General features: G+C 60.6%; 17 protein-coding genes. 12 read left to right on the top strand and 5 right to left on the bottom strand.

Features of this window, described 5'->3' with window-relative positions; all coding sequences use genetic code 11:
* Positions 1 to 50: 50 nt before the first annotated feature.
* On the top strand, positions 51 to 668 hold the full coding sequence (locus ACM6IM_RS00205; RefSeq protein WP_192309042.1) for an FKBP-type peptidyl-prolyl cis-trans isomerase: 618 nt from the start codon (positions 51 to 53) through the stop codon (positions 666 to 668).
* A gap of 127 nt (positions 669 to 795) precedes the next feature.
* On the opposite strand, the gene ACM6IM_RS00200 is transcribed toward ACM6IM_RS00205, so the two are convergent.
* From ACM6IM_RS00200 to ACM6IM_RS00190, 3 genes are all read right to left on the bottom strand, one after another.
* The gene (locus tag ACM6IM_RS00200; RefSeq protein ID WP_192309041.1) at positions 796 to 1,053 is read right to left on the bottom strand and encodes a hypothetical protein; all 258 of its coding nucleotides are present in this window, start codon (positions 1,051 to 1,053) and stop codon (positions 796 to 798) included.
* A 189-nt stretch (positions 1,054 to 1,242) separates the two neighbouring features.
* Complete coding sequence (locus ACM6IM_RS00195) at positions 1,243 to 1,584, bottom strand: zinc ribbon domain-containing protein YjdM (protein ID WP_008028840.1); 342 nt, start codon at positions 1,582 to 1,584, stop codon at positions 1,243 to 1,245.
* A 187-nt stretch (positions 1,585 to 1,771) separates the two neighbouring features.
* Positions 1,772 to 2,740 (bottom strand): polyprenyl synthetase family protein, encoded by a 969-nt coding sequence (locus ACM6IM_RS00190; RefSeq protein ID WP_192309040.1) that lies wholly within the window; start codon positions 2,738 to 2,740, stop codon positions 1,772 to 1,774.
* A gap of 238 nt (positions 2,741 to 2,978) precedes the next feature.
* Between ACM6IM_RS00190 and rplU the strand changes: the two genes are divergently transcribed.
* The 5 genes from rplU to ACM6IM_RS00165 all read left to right on the top strand — a co-directional run bounded on the left by rplU (position 2,979) and on the right by ACM6IM_RS00165 (position 6,741).
* Entirely contained in the window at positions 2,979 to 3,293 is a 315-nt protein-coding gene (gene rplU, locus ACM6IM_RS00185) for a 50S ribosomal protein L21 (RefSeq protein WP_007950961.1), read from the top strand.
* A gap of 35 nt (positions 3,294 to 3,328) precedes the next feature.
* Complete coding sequence (rpmA, locus tag ACM6IM_RS00180; protein ID WP_003281574.1) at positions 3,329 to 3,586, top strand: 50S ribosomal protein L27; 258 nt, start codon at positions 3,329 to 3,331, stop codon at positions 3,584 to 3,586.
* A gap of 195 nt (positions 3,587 to 3,781) precedes the next feature.
* Positions 3,782 to 5,005, top strand: coding sequence for an Obg family GTPase CgtA (gene cgtA / locus ACM6IM_RS00175; RefSeq protein ID WP_201194902.1), 1,224 nt, complete (start codon positions 3,782 to 3,784; stop codon positions 5,003 to 5,005).
* Positions 5,006 to 5,145: 140 nt separating this feature from the next.
* Positions 5,146 to 6,264 carry a glutamate 5-kinase gene (proB, locus tag ACM6IM_RS00170; protein WP_201195093.1) on the top strand — a complete coding sequence of 373 codons (1,119 nt, stop codon included), beginning with the start codon at positions 5,146 to 5,148 and terminating at the stop codon, positions 6,262 to 6,264.
* A 12-nt stretch (positions 6,265 to 6,276) separates the two neighbouring features.
* Positions 6,277 to 6,741 carry a CreA family protein gene (locus tag ACM6IM_RS00165; RefSeq protein ID WP_371052673.1) on the top strand — a complete coding sequence of 155 codons (465 nt, stop codon included), beginning with the start codon at positions 6,277 to 6,279 and terminating at the stop codon, positions 6,739 to 6,741.
* A gap of 182 nt (positions 6,742 to 6,923) precedes the next feature.
* On the opposite strand, the gene rpsT is transcribed toward ACM6IM_RS00165, so the two are convergent.
* The gene (rpsT, locus tag ACM6IM_RS00160) at positions 6,924 to 7,202 is read right to left on the bottom strand and encodes a 30S ribosomal protein S20 (protein ID WP_007970922.1); all 279 of its coding nucleotides are present in this window, start codon (positions 7,200 to 7,202) and stop codon (positions 6,924 to 6,926) included.
* A gap of 252 nt (positions 7,203 to 7,454) precedes the next feature.
* Between rpsT and murJ the strand changes: the two genes are divergently transcribed.
* From murJ to ispH, 6 genes are all read left to right on the top strand, one after another.
* Complete coding sequence (gene murJ / locus ACM6IM_RS00155; RefSeq protein WP_201194895.1) at positions 7,455 to 8,993, top strand: murein biosynthesis integral membrane protein MurJ; 1,539 nt, start codon at positions 7,455 to 7,457, stop codon at positions 8,991 to 8,993.
* 128 nt (positions 8,994 to 9,121) lie between these two features.
* Positions 9,122 to 10,060: a bifunctional riboflavin kinase/FAD synthetase gene (ribF, locus tag ACM6IM_RS00150; protein ID WP_192309036.1), complete on the top strand. Its 939-nt coding sequence runs from the start codon at positions 9,122 to 9,124 to the stop codon at positions 10,058 to 10,060.
* A gap of 13 nt (positions 10,061 to 10,073) precedes the next feature.
* On the top strand, positions 10,074 to 12,905 hold the full coding sequence (gene ileS, locus ACM6IM_RS00145) for an isoleucine--tRNA ligase (protein WP_414863853.1): 2,832 nt from the start codon (positions 10,074 to 10,076) through the stop codon (positions 12,903 to 12,905).
* Positions 12,898 to 13,410 (top strand): signal peptidase II, encoded by a 513-nt coding sequence (gene lspA, locus ACM6IM_RS00140; RefSeq protein ID WP_201194885.1) that lies wholly within the window; start codon positions 12,898 to 12,900, stop codon positions 13,408 to 13,410. Before ileS ends, lspA begins: the two co-directional genes overlap by 8 nt.
* Positions 13,403 to 13,855, top strand: a complete 453-nt coding sequence (gene fkpB / locus ACM6IM_RS00135; RefSeq protein WP_414863852.1) for an FKBP-type peptidyl-prolyl cis-trans isomerase — start codon at positions 13,403 to 13,405, stop codon at positions 13,853 to 13,855. The genes lspA and fkpB overlap by 8 nt, the downstream gene beginning before the upstream one ends.
* 70 nt (positions 13,856 to 13,925) lie before the next feature.
* A complete protein-coding gene (gene ispH / locus ACM6IM_RS00130; protein WP_192309028.1) occupies positions 13,926 to 14,870 on the top strand; it encodes a 4-hydroxy-3-methylbut-2-enyl diphosphate reductase in 945 nt (314 codons plus the stop codon).
* Between the two features lies 1 nt (position 14,871).
* Here the strand turns inward: ispH and ACM6IM_RS00125 are convergent, their stop codons facing one another.
* Positions 14,872 to 15,390, bottom strand: coding sequence for a GspH/FimT family pseudopilin (locus ACM6IM_RS00125; RefSeq protein ID WP_414863851.1), 519 nt, complete (start codon positions 15,388 to 15,390; stop codon positions 14,872 to 14,874).
* Between the last annotated feature and the right edge of the window lie 62 nt (positions 15,391 to 15,452).

Here is a 15,452-nt window from a genome sequence, read left to right as displayed (position 1 = left end):
GCTGTGCATGCACGGCAAATCCAGGGTCGCCCGCACAGCGGAGCAGTGTCATGTCCGAAGTAAATCTGTCCACCGACGAAACCCGCGTCAGCTACGGCATTGGCCGTCAGTTGGGCGACCAACTGCGTGACAACCCACCACCGGGCGTCAGCCTGGACGCGATCCTGGCCGGCCTCACCGACGCGTTTGCCGGCAAGCCAAGCCGTGTGGGCCAGGAAGAGTTGTCCGCCAGCTTCAAGGTGATCCGCGAAATCATGCAAGCCGAAGCGGCTGCCAAGGCTGAAGCGGCCGCTGCGCAAGGCCTGACCTTCCTGGCTGAAAACGCCAAGCGCGACGGCATCACCACCCTGGCCTCCGGTCTGCAGTTCGAAGTGCTGACCTCCGGTGATGGCGCCAAGCCGTCCCGTGAAGACACCGTGCGGACCCACTACCATGGCACCCTGATCGATGGCACTGTGTTCGACAGCTCCTACGATCGTGGTCAGCCTGCAGAATTCCCGGTTGGCGGCGTGATCGCCGGCTGGACCGAAGCCCTGCAACTGATGAATGCCGGCAGCAAATGGCGTCTGTACGTGCCGAGCGAACTGGCTTACGGCGCTCAAGGCGTCGGCAGCATTCCGCCGCACAGCGTACTGGTCTTCGACGTCGAGCTGCTCGACGTTCTGTAAGACCCGGCCCGATGGCACATCGGGCTAATGTGGGAGCGATCCTGCTCGCGAAGGGGTGATACTCAACACCTTCAATGAGGGTGACACCCTTTGCGAGCGGGCTCGCTCCCACTGTTCTTTCGCTGTTTCATAGTTCGATCTTGTTGTGCAGCTCATGGGTCGGTCGCAACGCCCGGGCATAGCAGAACAGAAACAGATTGCGCACCAGTTCCTTGAGCACCACCGGCTCGCTGGAACTCAAGCCACTGACGTCCAGGTCACCCTGATCCTGCAGCTCGCTCAAGGCTTCCTCTTCCAGTACCGCACAGACTTCCCCGGTTTCCCGGTGCAGGATCCTGAGGTAAGGGTGTGGGCGATCCAGCCAGGCGTCGATCAAATAAGTCATGGTTCTCATCTCCATTGATTGGGTTCAATGAGAATAATTCTTATTCAAGAAATAGCAAGGGCCTATTGGCCAATTGTGATTTTTTCCGGGTGGAGATGTGTCGGGTCAATCGGCTGGCGTCTGGCGATTGCGGGGGAGGGGAGGGCGAAGCGCCATCCCACGCCGGGCGTGGGATGGAATGCGGCAGGATCAGACTTTTCTGACGAACTCGGACTTGAGCTTCATCGGGCCGATACCGTCAATCTTGCAGTCGATGTCGTGATCGCCATCGCACAGGCGGATGTTCTTGACCTTGGTGCCGACCTTGACCACCAGTGAAGTGCCTTTGACCTTGAGGTCCTTGATCACGGTGATGGTGTCGCCATCCTGCAGGACGTTACCCACTGAGTCCTTTTTCACCGCGTCATCGGACGCAGCCTCGGCTTCGCCACTGGCGGACCATTCGTGGGCACACTCCGGGCAGATCAGCTGGGCGCCGTCTTCATAAGTGTATTCGGAATTGCATTTTGGGCAGGGTGGCAACGTGCTCACTAAAGCTCCTTGGGTTCAGGATCGCTAAAAAGCGCACATTGTATAGGGTTTTACAAAGGAGGGGGCAGGCGGCACGAAGCTGATGTGGGAGCGGGCTTGCTCGCGAAAGCGTCAGATCTGCCAACATTTCTGTCGACTGTCAGTCCGCATTCGCGAGCAAGCCCGCTCCCACAGGGTTTTTTCGTTGTCAGTGCGTACGGGCGACCGCAAACTCGCTCAGCTCCACCAGCGCATCGCGATACTCGCTGGCCGGCAGTGCCTCGAGGCATTTGATCGCGCGGGCCACGTAATCGCGGGCCAGTTGCGCGGTGTATTCCAGCGAGCCCGAGGCTTCCACAGCGGCGCGGATGCTTTCGAGGTCTTCGATGCCGCCTTTCTGGATGGCCTGGCGTACCAGTGCAGCCTGTTCCGGCGTGCCTTCGCGCATGGTGTAGATCAGCGGCAGCGTCGGCTTGCCCTCGGCCAGATCGTCGCCGACGTTCTTGCCCAGGGTGTCCGCATCGCCCTTGTAGTCCAACAGGTCGTCGACCAGCTGGAACGCCACGCCCAGGTGATCGCCAAACGTGCGCAGGGCTTCGGCCTGCTCCGGCGTCGCTTGGCACAGGGCCGCGGCGCTGTGGGTCGAGGCCTCGAAAAGCATCGCGGTCTTGCCGCGGATGACTTCCATGTAGGTTTCTTCGGTGGTGCTGGCGTCCCGGACCTTCGACAACTGCAGCACTTCGCCTTCGGCGATGATGCGCGTGGCTTGCGAAAGGATCTTCATCACCGGCATGGAGCCCAGTTCGACCATCATTTCGAAGGAGCGCGAGTACAGGAAGTCGCCCACCAGCACGCTCGGGGCATTGCCCCACATGGCGTTGGCGGTCGAGCGACCACGGCGCATGCCGGACATGTCGACCACGTCGTCATGCAGCAGGGTGGCGGTGTGCAGGAACTCGATGGTCGCGGCCAGCAGGCGCAGGTCGTCGCCTTCGCGGCCCAGGGCCTTGCCGCACAGCAGCACTAATAAAGGACGCAGGCGTTTACCCCCGGCCGAGGTGATGTAGTCGCCGATTTTCGACACCAGCGGCACGCGGGACGTCAGCTGCTTCTTGATGATGCCGTCGACGGCGCTAAAATCGTCCGCCACCGCGCGGTAGAAAGCTTGGGGTTGCATCAGCGACAGTCGCTCCAGAAGGGTTGCGCGGCATGCTAGGACCCACGTCCGGGCCTGTCAAGGCGCGATGGACGGCCTATTGCAAGGCGCTCGTGCCTTGCGTACAATCGCGCACCCTGAACTTCCTGGGCAGCACCTGCCTTACGCAATTGCAACGGGCCTTCCAGCCCATGCAGCCATGCCAGCCAATACCTCTTCCTATAAAGAGCTGGGTGAGCAGGATTATCGGAGAAATACCATGTCTTATGCAGTAATCGTTACTGGCGGCAAGCAGTACAAAGTCGCCCCAGGTGAATACCTGAAGATCGAAAAACTGGAAGTCGCTACCGGCGAATCCGTTACCTTTGATCGCGTTCTGTTGGTTGCCAATGGTGACGACGTGAATATCGGCGCTCCAGTTGTTGCTGGCGCTACCGTTGTGGCTGAAGTGATCTCCCAAGGTCGTCACGATAAAGTCCGCATCATCAAGTTCCGTCGCCGTAAGCACCACATGAAGCGTATGGGCCACCGCCAGTGGTACACCGAGATCAAAATCACCGGTATTCAGGCTTAATTTCAGCCTAATTCCTCACTAGGAGAATTGAACTCATGGCACACAAAAAAGCTGGTGGTAGTACCCGTAACGGTCGCGACTCAGAAGCCAAACGCCTTGGCGTGAAGATGTATGGCGGCCAGGCTATCAAAGCAGGCAACATCATCGTGCGTCAGCGCGGCACCCAATTCCACGCTGGCTACGGCGTTGGCATGGGTAAGGATCACACCCTCTTCGCTAAAGTCGAAGGCGTGATCAAGTTCGAAGTAAAAGGCGCCTTCGGTCGTCGTTACGTGAGCGTAGTCGCAGCTTAATTGCGAACTCGCTGGAAAAGCCCTGTCTCGCGACGGGGCTTTTTCGTTTGTGGGGTGAGTCTCTTGCAAAACTGTTTGTACGGGTTGTCGGCGCGCTGGACTCGCCGTCGGTGATTGAGGTCGCTACGCTCATTTTTGCAAGAGTCTTATGTCTGGATTTTTTCGGCTCGTCCGTATGGCGAGAGGCGTTGTGTTATGAAGTTTGTTGATGAAGTATCCATTCGAGTAAAGGCCGGTGACGGCGGCAACGGTTGCATGAGCTTCCGTCGCGAAAAATTCATTGAGAACGGCGGCCCGAACGGCGGCGACGGTGGTGATGGCGGCTCGGTCTACATGGTCGCCGACGAAAACCTCAACACCCTGGTGGACTACCGTTACACCCGGCACTTCGATGCCGAGCGCGGTTCCAACGGTGGCAGTACCGACTGCACCGGCAAGAAGGGCGAGGACCTGGTGCTGCGCGTGCCGGTCGGCACGACCGTGATCGACTCCGCCACCCAAGAGGTGATCGGCGACCTGACCAAGGCTGGTCAGAAGTTGCTGGTTGCCCATGGCGGCTGGCACGGTCTGGGGAACACCCGTTTCAAATCCAGTACCAACCGTGCTCCGCGCCAGACGACGCCGGGCAAGCCGGGCGAGCAGCGTGACCTGAAGCTGGAGATGAAGGTGTTGGCGGACGTGGGCCTGCTGGGTCTGCCGAACGCCGGTAAAAGTACCTTCATTCGTTCGGTGTCGGCCGCCAAGCCGAAAGTCGCCGACTACCCGTTCACCACGCTGGTGCCGAACCTGGGTGTGGTCTCCGTTGATCGCTGGAAAAGCTTCGTGATCGCGGACATTCCGGGTCTGATCGAAGGGGCTTCCGATGGTGCCGGCCTGGGGATTCGCTTCCTCAAGCACCTGGCGCGCACGCGTCTGCTGCTGCATCTGGTGGACATGGCGCCGCTGGACGACAGCAGTGCGCCGGACGCAGCTGAGGTGATCGTCAGCGAGCTGACCAAGTTCAGTCCGTCCCTGGCTGAGCGCGATCGCTGGCTGGTGCTGAACAAGTGCGACCAGATCCTTGAAGAAGAGCACGATGAGCGGGTCAAGGAAATCGTCGAGCGCCTGGAGTGGACCGGTCCGGTCTACGTGATCTCCGCGATCTCCAAGCTGGGTACCGAGCGCCTGTGTCACGACATCATGCGTTACATGGAAGATCGTGCCGACCGCCTGGCGAACGACCCGGCTTACCAGGAAGAGCTGGCAGATCTCGATCAGCGCATCGAGGATGAGGCGCGTGCCCAGTTGCAGGCCCTGGACGATCAGCGTGCCCTGCGTCGCAGTGGCGTCAAGTCGGTCCACGATATCGGTGACGATGATTGGGACGAAGAAGACGTGGATGATGAAGATGGTCCGGAAATCATTTACGTGCGCGACTGATTCGTTGCGATAAACTGAAGCGCCGCTCAAACGAGCGGCGTTTTAGTATCTGGAAATCGTCAGTATCTGGGAACTGGTAGACACGAATAACGTTACGGGCAGCGCCAAGTCGTGCTGCCCTCAAGCTAAGGTTGAAGATGATGCGGAGCAAGGTGACAGGTGCGCAGCGTTGGGTCGTGAAAATCGGCAGCGCGTTGCTGACGGCGGACGGCAAGGGCCTGGATCGCGCAGCCATGGGCGTATGGGTTGAGCAGATGGTGGCCTTGCATGAGGCGGGCGTCGAGCTGGTGCTGGTGTCCTCCGGCGCGGTGGCGGCGGGCATGAGCCGCCTGGGCTGGACCGTACGACCCAGTGCGATGCACGAGCTCCAGGCCGCCGCCGCAATCGGCCAGATGGGGTTGGTGCAGGCCTGGGAGTCGAGCTTCGCCGAGCATGGCCGGCACACCGCGCAGATTCTTCTGACGCATGACGACCTGTCCGATCGCAAGCGCTACCTCAACGCCCGCAGCACCCTGCGCGCCCTGGTCGAATTGAAAGTGATCCCGGTGATCAACGAAAACGACACCGTGGTGACCGATGAGATCCGTTTTGGCGACAACGACACCCTGGCAGCATTGGTGGCCAACCTGGTCGAGGCCGACCTGTTGGTGATCCTGACCGACCGTGACGGCATGTTCGACGCCGATCCGCGCAACAATCCTGACGCCCAGCTGATTTACGAGGCGCGTGCCGATGATCCGGCGCTCGATGCGGTAGCGGGCGGTACGGGTGGCGCGCTGGGGCGTGGCGGCATGCAGACCAAACTGCGTGCGGCGCGCCTGGCCGCGCGTTCCGGTGCGCACACCATCATTGTCGGCGGGCGCCTCGAGCGTGTGCTGGATCGCCTGAAAGCTGGCGAGCGCATCGGCACCTTGCTGTCGCCGGAGCGCGGCATGCTGGCGGCGCGCAAGCAGTGGCTGGCCGGGCACCTGCAGACCCGCGGCACGCTGGTGCTCGATGCGGGGGCGGTGACGGCGCTGTCCAAGGGCAACAAGAGCCTGCTGCCGGTGGGTGTCAAACTGGTCCAGGGCAGTTTCCGTCGCGGTGAAATGGTGGTGTGCGTGGCTCCGGACGGTCGTGAGATTGCCCGTGGCCTGGCCAACTACAGCGCGCTGGAAGCACAGAAAATCATTGGGCAGTCGTCTGAGGCGATTGTCGGTCTGTTGGGTTACATGGCGGAGCCGGAGCTGGTTCACCGCGATAACCTGATCCTGGTCTGAAGGAATACCTGAATGCGTGTGGCAAAAGGATTGTTGGGTCTGCTGTTGGCAATGCCGCTGCTGGCGTCGGCCGAGGAAATCGGTCAGGTGTCGACGGTGTTCAAGTTCGTCGGGCCGAACGACCGTATCGTCGTCGAGGCGTTCGATGACCCGAAAGTCGAGGGTGTGACTTGCTATCTGTCGCGCGCCAAGACGGGCGGAGTGAAAGGTGGTCTGGGGCTGGCGGAGGATCGTGCCGAGGCCTCCATCGCTTGTCGCCAGGTCGGGCCGATCAACTTCAAGGGGCAGTTGAAGGATGGCGAGGAGGTGTTCAAGGAGCGCACTTCGCTGGTGTTCAAGACCATGCAGGTGGTGCGCTTTCTCGACAAGAAGCGCAACACGCTGGTGTATCTGGTCTACAGCGATCGTCTGATCGAGGGCAGTCCGCAGAATGCGGTGACGGCGATTCCGATCTTGCCGTGGGCGAACGCGCGGTAAGTCCAGCGCAAATCAAAATGTGGGAGCGGGCTTGCTCGCGAATGCGGTGTGTCATTCAACATTAATGTCGGCTGACACACCGCATTCGCGAGCAAGCCCGCTCCCACTCTTTTTGCGGTGATCAATAAATCACAGGCAATAAAAAACCGACCCTGAGGTCGGTTTTTCAGTGAACGCGTCGCTTAGGCAGCAGCGGCAACGTTCAGGGCCTTGACGTGGCCATTCAGGCGGCTCTTATGACGAGCAGCTTTGTTCTTGTGGATGATGCCTTTATCGGCCATACGGTCGATAACTGGCACAGCCAGAACGTAAGCGGCTTGAGCCTTTGCAGCGTCTTTTGCGTCGATGGCTTTAACTACATTCTTGATGTAGGTACGAACCATGGAACGCAGGCTGGCGTTGTGGCTGCGACGCTTCTCAGCCTGTTTAGCACGTTTTTTGGCGGAAGGTGAGTTGGCCACCGTCGAGCTCCTCGAAAGACTTTTTAGGAAATAGCAAACAAAATAGGCCGCGAATCATGCCGATGAGTTGAAGTCTTGTCAAGGGCGGGTGAGACGTTCCGCTAAGTGGTAGGTATAAAGAGGCGGGAGATTTCTTTCCGGCGTTTGACCTGTAAACTCGCGAGCTTTGGCTCTGTGCTGTTGCGGCGCGGAGTATCGCACAAGTAGGCGCGTTGTTCGCCTGCTGTTTATCGACAGGCACAAACTCTTTCAATGAATCTGCTCAAATCGTTGGCCGCCGTCAGCTCCATCACGATGCTTTCCCGGATTCTCGGGTTCGTTCGTGACACCCTCATCGCCCGTGCCTTCGGTGCGGGGATGGCGACGGACGCCTTCTTCATCGCGTTCAAACTGCCCAATCTGTTGCGGCGGATCTTCGCTGAAGGGGCTTTTTCCCAGGCATTCGTGCCGATTCTGGCCGAATACAAAAACCAGAAGGGCGAGGAGGCGACCCGCACCTTCGTTGCCTATGTCAGCGGCCTGCTGACGCTGGTGCTGGCGCTGGTGACGGCATTGGGCATGCTGGCCGCCCCCTGGGTAATCTGGGTGACGGCGCCGGGCTTTACCGACACCCCGGAAAAATTCGAGCTGACCTCCAGCCTGCTGCGCGTGACCTTTCCTTATATATTGCTGATCTCCCTGTCTTCCCTGGCGGGAGCCATCCTCAATACCTACAACCGTTTCTCGGTGCCGGCTTTCGTGCCGACCCTGCTCAACGTCAGCATGATCATCTTTGCGGTGTTCCTGACACCGTATTTCGATCCGCCCGTCATGGCCCTGGGGTGGGCCGTACTGGCCGGTGGCCTGGCGCAGCTTCTGTATCAACTGCCGGCCCTGAAAAAGATCGGCATGCTCGTACTGCCGCGCCTGAACCTGCGTGACAGTGGCGTCTGGCGTGTCATGAAACAGATGCTGCCGGCGATCCTCGGGGTCTCGGTCAGTCAGATTTCGCTGATCATCAACACCATTTTTGCGTCGTTCCTGGTCGCCGGCTCGGTGTCGTGGATGTACTACGCCGACCGCTTGATGGAACTGCCCTCCGGGGTGCTGGGGGTGGCGCTGGGCACGATTCTCCTGCCGACCCTGGCCAAGACCTACGCGAGCAAGGATCGCAGCGAATACTCGCGAATTCTCGATTGGGGCCTGCGTCTGTGCTTTGTGCTGGTGCTGCCGTGCTCACTGGCCCTGGGAATCCTGGCGGAGCCGCTGACGGTTTCGCTGTTTCAATACGGTCAGTTCAGCGCCTTCGATGCGTCCATGACGCAACGGGCGCTGATCGCCTATTCGGTCGGGTTGCTCGGCATCATCGTGATTAAAGTATTGGCGCCGGGCTTTTATGCGCAACAAAACATCCGTACACCGGTAAAAATCGCGATTTTCACGCTGATCGTCACACAGTTGTTCAACCTGTTGCTGATCGGGCCGCTGGCTCACGCCGGCCTGGCCCTGGCCATCAGCGCGGGCGCGTGCCTGAATGCCGGGTTGCTGTTCTATCAACTGCGCAAGCAGCAGATGTATCAGCCGCAACCGGGCTGGGCGAAGTTCGGCGCCAAGCTGGTGGTTGCCGTGCTGGTGATGTCTGCGGTATTGCTGGTTGCAATGCACTTCATGCCGCCCTGGGACCAGGGGCACATGCTCGAGCGCTTCCTGCGTCTGGGCGCGTTGGTCGTGGCCGGTGTCGTCTCGTATTTCGGCATGTTGCTGTTGATGGGTTTCCGTTTGCGCGATTTCAATCGCAAGGCGTTGAGCTAAGTCTTCGCCTTGAAAATCATGGGCGGGCCGGCGGTTTTGTCGGCCCGATCACTTTGGGTTACGGTGCTGCCTGTCGTCGGCCGCCGGGTGTGGTTATAATCGACCACTTTATGAGCAAGAAGCGCGTTATGCAGCTGGTTCGAGGCCTCCACAACCTGCGCCCCCGGCATCGGGGATGTGTCGCCACTATTGGCAACTTTGACGGTGTTCACCGTGGTCACCAGGCTATCCTGGCAAGGCTGCGTGAGCGCGCGCGCGAGTTGGGCGTACCCAGCTGCGTGGTGATTTTCGAACCCCAGCCCCGGGAGTTTTTCGCCCCCGACACGGCGCCTGCGCGCCTGGCCCGCTTGCGGGACAAGCTGCAGCTGCTGGCGGGCGAGGGTGTCGACCGGGTCTTGTGCCTGGCTTTCAATCAGCGCCTGAGCAAGCTCAGTGCCAGCGAATTCGTCGATACCATCCTGGTCGACGGCCTGGGCGTGAAGCACCTGGAAGTCGGTGACGACTTCCGGTTCGGCTGTGACCGGGTCGGCGATTTCGAGTTCCTGCAACAGGCCGGCGTCATGCAGGGCTTTACCGTCGAAGCGGCGCAAACCGTCGAACTCGACGGTATTCGCGTCAGCAGCACCCAGGTGCGTAATGCCCTGGCGGCGGCCGATTTCGCCCTGGCCGAACGCTTGCTCGGTCGTCCGTTCCAGATCACCGGGCGGGTACTGCATGGCCAGAAACTGGCGCGCCAGCTGGGTACGCCCACCGCCAACATTCAACTCAAGCGTCGCCGTGTGCCGTTGACCGGGGTTTACCTGGTCAATGTCGACATCGACGGCAAGACCTGGCCCGGTGTCGCCAACATCGGCGTACGACCAACGGTCCAGGGGGATGGCAAAGCCCACCTCGAAGTACATCTTTTGGATTTTGCCGGCGATCTGTACGACCGGCGTTTGACCGTGGTTTTCCACCACAAGCTGCGTGAAGAGCAGCGTTTTGCCTCCCTGGAGGCCTTGAAAACGGCGATCAACGCGGATGTCGCCGCCGCCCGTGCACTAGCCGCACCTAGCGCCCATCGCTAATGAAGAGCCTTAAATGACCGACTATAAAGCCACGCTAAACCTTCCGGACACCGCCTTCCCAATGAAGGCCGGCCTGCCTCAGCGCGAACCGCAGATTCTGCAGCGCTGGGACAGCATTGGCCTGTACGGAAAGTTGCGCGAGATTGGCAAGGATCGTCCGAAGTTCGTGCTTCACGACGGTCCTCCGTACGCCAACGGCACGATTCACATCGGTCACGCGTTGAACAAGATTCTCAAGGACATGATCATCCGCTCGAAGACCCTGTCGGGCTTCGACGCACCCTACGTGCCGGGCTGGGACTGCCACGGCCTGCCGATCGAGCACAAGGTCGAAGTCACCCACGGCAAGAACCTGGGCGCGGACAAGACCCGCGAACTGTGCCGTGCCTACGCGACCGAGCAGATCGAAGGGCAGAAAACCGAATTCATCCGTCTGGGCGTGCTGGGCGACTTCGCCAACCCGTACAAGACCATGGACTTCAAGAACGAGGCCGGTGAAATCCGCGCCCTGGCCGAGATCGTCAAGGGCGGTTTCGTGTTCAAGGGCCTCAAGCCGGTGAACTGGTGCTTCGACTGCGGTTCGGCCCTGGCCGAAGCGGAAGTCGAGTACGAGAACAAGAAGTCCTCGACCATCGACGTGGCGTTCCCGATTGCCGATGAGGCCAGGCTGGCGGCCGCTTTCGGCCTGTCGTCGCTGGCCAAGCCAGCCTCGATCGTGATCTGGACCACCACCCCGTGGACCATTCCGGCCAACCAGGCGTTGAACGTTCACCCGGAATTCAACTACGCCCTGGTCGATATCGGCGACAAGCTGCTGGTACTGGCTGAAGAGTTGGTGCAAGCGTGCCTGTCGCGCTATGGCGTAGAAGGTTCGGTGCTGGCCACCGCGACCGGCTCGGCGCTGGAGCTGATCAATTTCCGTCATCCGTTCTACGACCGTCTGTCGCCCGTGTACCTGGCCGATTACGTCGAACTGGGCGCCGGCACCGGCGTGGTTCACTCCGCCCCGGCCTATGGTGTGGACGACTTCGTGACCTGCAAGAAGTACGGCATGGTCAACGACGACATCCTCAACCCGGTTCAAAGCAACGGCGTGTACGTGCCGTCGCTGGAGTTCTTCGGCGGCCAGTTCATCTGGAAGGCCAACCCGGCCATCGTCGACAAGCTGACCGAAGTCGGTGCACTGATGCACACCACGGTCATCGAACACAGCTACATGCACTGCTGGCGCCACAAGACCCCGCTGATCTACCGTGCCACCGCACAGTGGTTCATCGGCATGGACAAGCAGCCGACCACTGGCGATACCCTGCGCCAGCGCTCGCTCAAAGCCATCGAAGAGACCGGTTTCGTTCCGGCCTGGGGCCAGGCGCGCCTGCATTCGATGATCGCCAACCGCCCGGACTGGTGCATTTCCCGTCAGCGCAACTGGGGCGTGCCGATCCCGTTCTTCCTGAACAAGGAAAGCGGCGACCTGCACCCGCGCACTGTCGAGCTGATGGAAGAAGTCGCCAAGCGCGTCGAAGTCGAAGGCATCGAGGCCTGGTTCAAGCTGGACGCCGCAGAGCTGCTGGGCGATGAAGCGCCGCAGTACGACAAGATCAGCGACACCCTGGACGTCTGGTTCGATTCGGGTACCACGCACTGGCACGTCCTGCGTGGGTCGCACCCGATGGGGCACGACACCGGCCCGCGCGCCGACCTGTACCTCGAAGGCTCCGACCAGCACCGTGGCTGGTTCCACTCGTCGCTGCTGACCGGTTGCGCCATCGACAACCACGCACCGTACCGCGAACTGCTGACTCACGGCTTCACCGTCGATGAGGCCGGGCGCAAGATGTCGAAATCGCTGGGTAACGTGATCGCGCCGCAAAAAGTCAACGACACCCTGGGCGCCGACATCATGCGTCTGTGGGTGGCATCGACCGACTATTCCGGCGAAATGGCGGTTTCCGAGCAGATCCTGCAACGCAGTGCGGACGCTTACCGGCGTATCCGCAACACCGCGCGCTTCCTGCTTTCGAACCTGACCGGTTTCAACCCGGCCACCGATCTGCTGCCGGCCGACGAAATGCTGGCCCTGGACCGTTGGGCCGTGGATCGCACCCTGCTGCTGCAACGTGAGTTGCAGGAGCACTACGGCGAATACCGTTTCTGGAACGTCTACTCGAAGATCCACAACTTCTGCGTGCAGGAGCTGGGTGGTTTCTACCTCGACATCATCAAGGACCGCCAGTACACCACCGGCGCCGACAGCAAGGCCCGCCGTTCGTGCCAGACCGCGCTGTTCCATATCAGCGAAGCACTGGTGCGCTGGATCGCCCCGATCCTGGCGTTCACCGCCGACGAGCTGTGGCAATACCTGCCGGGCGAGCGCAATGAGTCGGTCATGCTCAACACCTGGTACGAAGGCCTGACCGAGCTGCCGCAAGGCTTCGAGCTGGATCGTGCGTACTGGGACCGGATCATGGCGGTCAAGGTCGCGGTCAACAAGGAAATGGAAATCCAGCGCGCGGCCAAGGCCGTCGGCGGCAACCTGCAAGCCGAAGTGACACTGTTCGCCGAAGACGCGCTGAGCGCCGACCTGGCCAAGCTGAGCAACGAATTGCGCTTCGTGCTGATCACCTCGACGGCCAGTGTTGCACCGTTGGTGCAGGCACCGGCCGATGCGGTGGTCACCGAAGTCAGCGGCTTGAAACTGAAAATCGTCAAGTCGGCCCACGCCAAGTGCGCCCGTTGCTGGCACTGCCGTGAAGACGTCGGCGTGAACCCGGAGCACCCGGAAATCTGCGGTCGTTGCGTCGACAATATCAGCGGTACTGGCGAGGTTCGTCACTATGCCTAATGGCGTTGGTCGTTTCGGACGGCTGAGCTGGCTCTGGTTGAGTTTGCTGGTCCTGGTCATCGACCAGGCCAGCAAGTTCTACTTCGAAGGCTCGCTGAAGATGTACCAGCAGATCGTGGTGATCCCCGATTACTTCAGCTGGACCCTGGCGTATAACACCGGTGCGGCGTTCAGCTTCCTGGCCGACAGCTCCGGCTGGCAGCGCTGGTTGTTCGCCCTGATCGCCGTCGGGGTCAGCGCGGTGCTGGTGGTGTGGCTCAAGCGTCTGGGGCGCAACGAAACCTGGCTGGCCGTTGCGCTGGCCCTGGTGCTCGGTGGCGCGCTGGGCAACCTGTATGACCGCATCGCCCTGGGCCATGTGATCGATTTCATCCTGGTGCATTGGCAGAACCGCTGGTATTTCCCGGCGTTCAACTTCGCCGACAGTGCTATTACTGTCGGTGCCGTGATGCTGGCGCTGGACATGTTCAAATCCAAAAAAACCGGAGAAGCCGTTCATGACTGAACAGGTAGTGGCTGAACAACGCATCCGCGAGCACACGGAAGTCACTTTGCACTTTGCACTGCGCCTGGAGAACGGCGACACGGTCGACAGCACTTTTGACAAGGCCCCGGCGACCTTCAAGGTCGGCGACGGTAACCTGTTGCCGGGTTTCGAAGCCGCCCTGTTCGGTTTCAAGGCTGGCGACAAGCGTACGCTGACCATCCAGCCGGAAAACGCATTTGGCCAGCCCAACCCGCAAAACGTGCAGGTCATCCCGCGTTCGCAGTTCAAGGACATGGAGCTGTCGCCAGGATTGCTGGTGATCTTCAACGATGCGGCCAATACTGAACTGCCGGGTGTGGTGAAAGTGTTCGATGACGAGCACGTGACCATCGACTTCAATCACCCGCTGGCCGGCAAGACACTGACCTTTGACGTGGAAATCATCTCCGTCACAGCGCTGTAACAGGTGGGGCGAGCCTGCTCGCTCCCTCAGTGGTTATTCATTGTTTCGCCCGCAAGACACGAGGCACACCATGCAAATCAAACTCGCCAACCCCCGTGGCTTCTGCGCCGGTGTGGATCGGGCGATCGAAATCGTCAACCGCGCCCTGGAAGTCTTCGGCCCGCCGATCTATGTGCGCCACGAAGTGGTCCACAACAAATTCGTCGTCGAAGACCTGCGGGCTCGCGGCGCGATCTTCGTCGAGGAACTGGATCAGGTGCCGGACGACGTCATCGTGATCTTCAGTGCCCATGGCGTCTCCCAGGCCGTGCGCAGTGAAGCCGCCGGTCGTGGCCTCAAGGTCTTCGATGCGACCTGTCCGCTGGTGACCAAGGTGCACATCGAAGTCGCGCGCTACAGTCGCGACGGTCGTGAATGCATCCTCATCGGCCATGCCGGTCACCCGGAAGTCGAAGGCACCATGGGCCAGTACGACGGCAGCAACGGTGGCGCGATCTACCTGGTGGAAGACGAAAAAGACGTCGCCGAATTGCAGGTGAACAACCCTGACAAACTGGCGTTCGTGACCCAGACCACCCTGTCCATGGACGATACCAGTCGCGTCATCGATGCCCTGCGCACACGCTTCCCGGCCATCGGCGGCCCGCGCAAGGACGACATCTGCTACGCCACGCAAAACCGCCAGGACGCCGTCAAAACGCTGGCCGACGAGTGCGATGTGGTGTTGGTGGTCGGCAGTCCCAACAGCTCGAACTCCAATCGTCTGCGTGAACTGGCCGAACGCATGTCCACTCCGGCCTATCTGATCGATGGCGCCGAGGACCTGCAAAAGAGCTGGTTCGAGGGTGTCGAGCGGATCGGCATCACCGCCGGTGCTTCCGCTCCGGAAGTGCTGGTACGTGGCGTGATCCAGCAATTGCAGGCCTGGGGCGCCACCGGTGCCGATGAGCTGGCAGGGCGCGAGGAGAACATCACGTTCTCCATGCCCAAGGAACTGCGCGTTCGTTCGATCTGATTCACTTCTCGCATAATCCCTGCCTGGTTTTATCGTTGGCCAGGCGGGTGCGGCCGCTCGGCGCCACCACCACCTGCAGCCGGCTCAACGGTTCGCTGGCGTCGCAGAGGTACAGGGTTCCGGCATTGAATGACTTCGACGGTGCATGCAGCATGCCCAGCCTGTCGAAGCGAATACCCCGCCTGAACCACCAATTACCGACCATGCGCACGCCCGAGGCGTTCGCGTGCTCGGTCACCTGCGGATTGTCCGGGTCATCCGCCCCCTTGCCGCTGAGGTCGAAAATGATTCGCCAGCCCCGGCCCCAATCCCCGTCGATGCCATGAATCACCACGGTCTGATGGTGGGTGATGGCCAGCGTCCGGGCGCTGCGGATACCGTGGATGATCGACTTCGCCGCTTCCTCTCGATGCATGGATTCGGTCAGCGTCGCGAATGCCGGACTGATCAAGTGCAGAACAATCCCGACAATTGTCAGTCCCATAAGCAGTTCGATCAGGCTGAAACCCTGCTGATGCATGACATCTCCCTCCATGGCGTCGGGCAGAGGCGCAATCCTTGCGCCAGTAATGGCAAAACAAC

The sequence above is a fragment of the Pseudomonas sp. IT-P12 genome (assembly GCF_949767465.1).
In the GTDB taxonomy this organism is placed as follows: Bacteria; Pseudomonadota; Gammaproteobacteria; order Pseudomonadales; family Pseudomonadaceae; genus Aquipseudomonas.
This window is presented reverse-complemented; position numbering and strand designations above follow the sequence as displayed.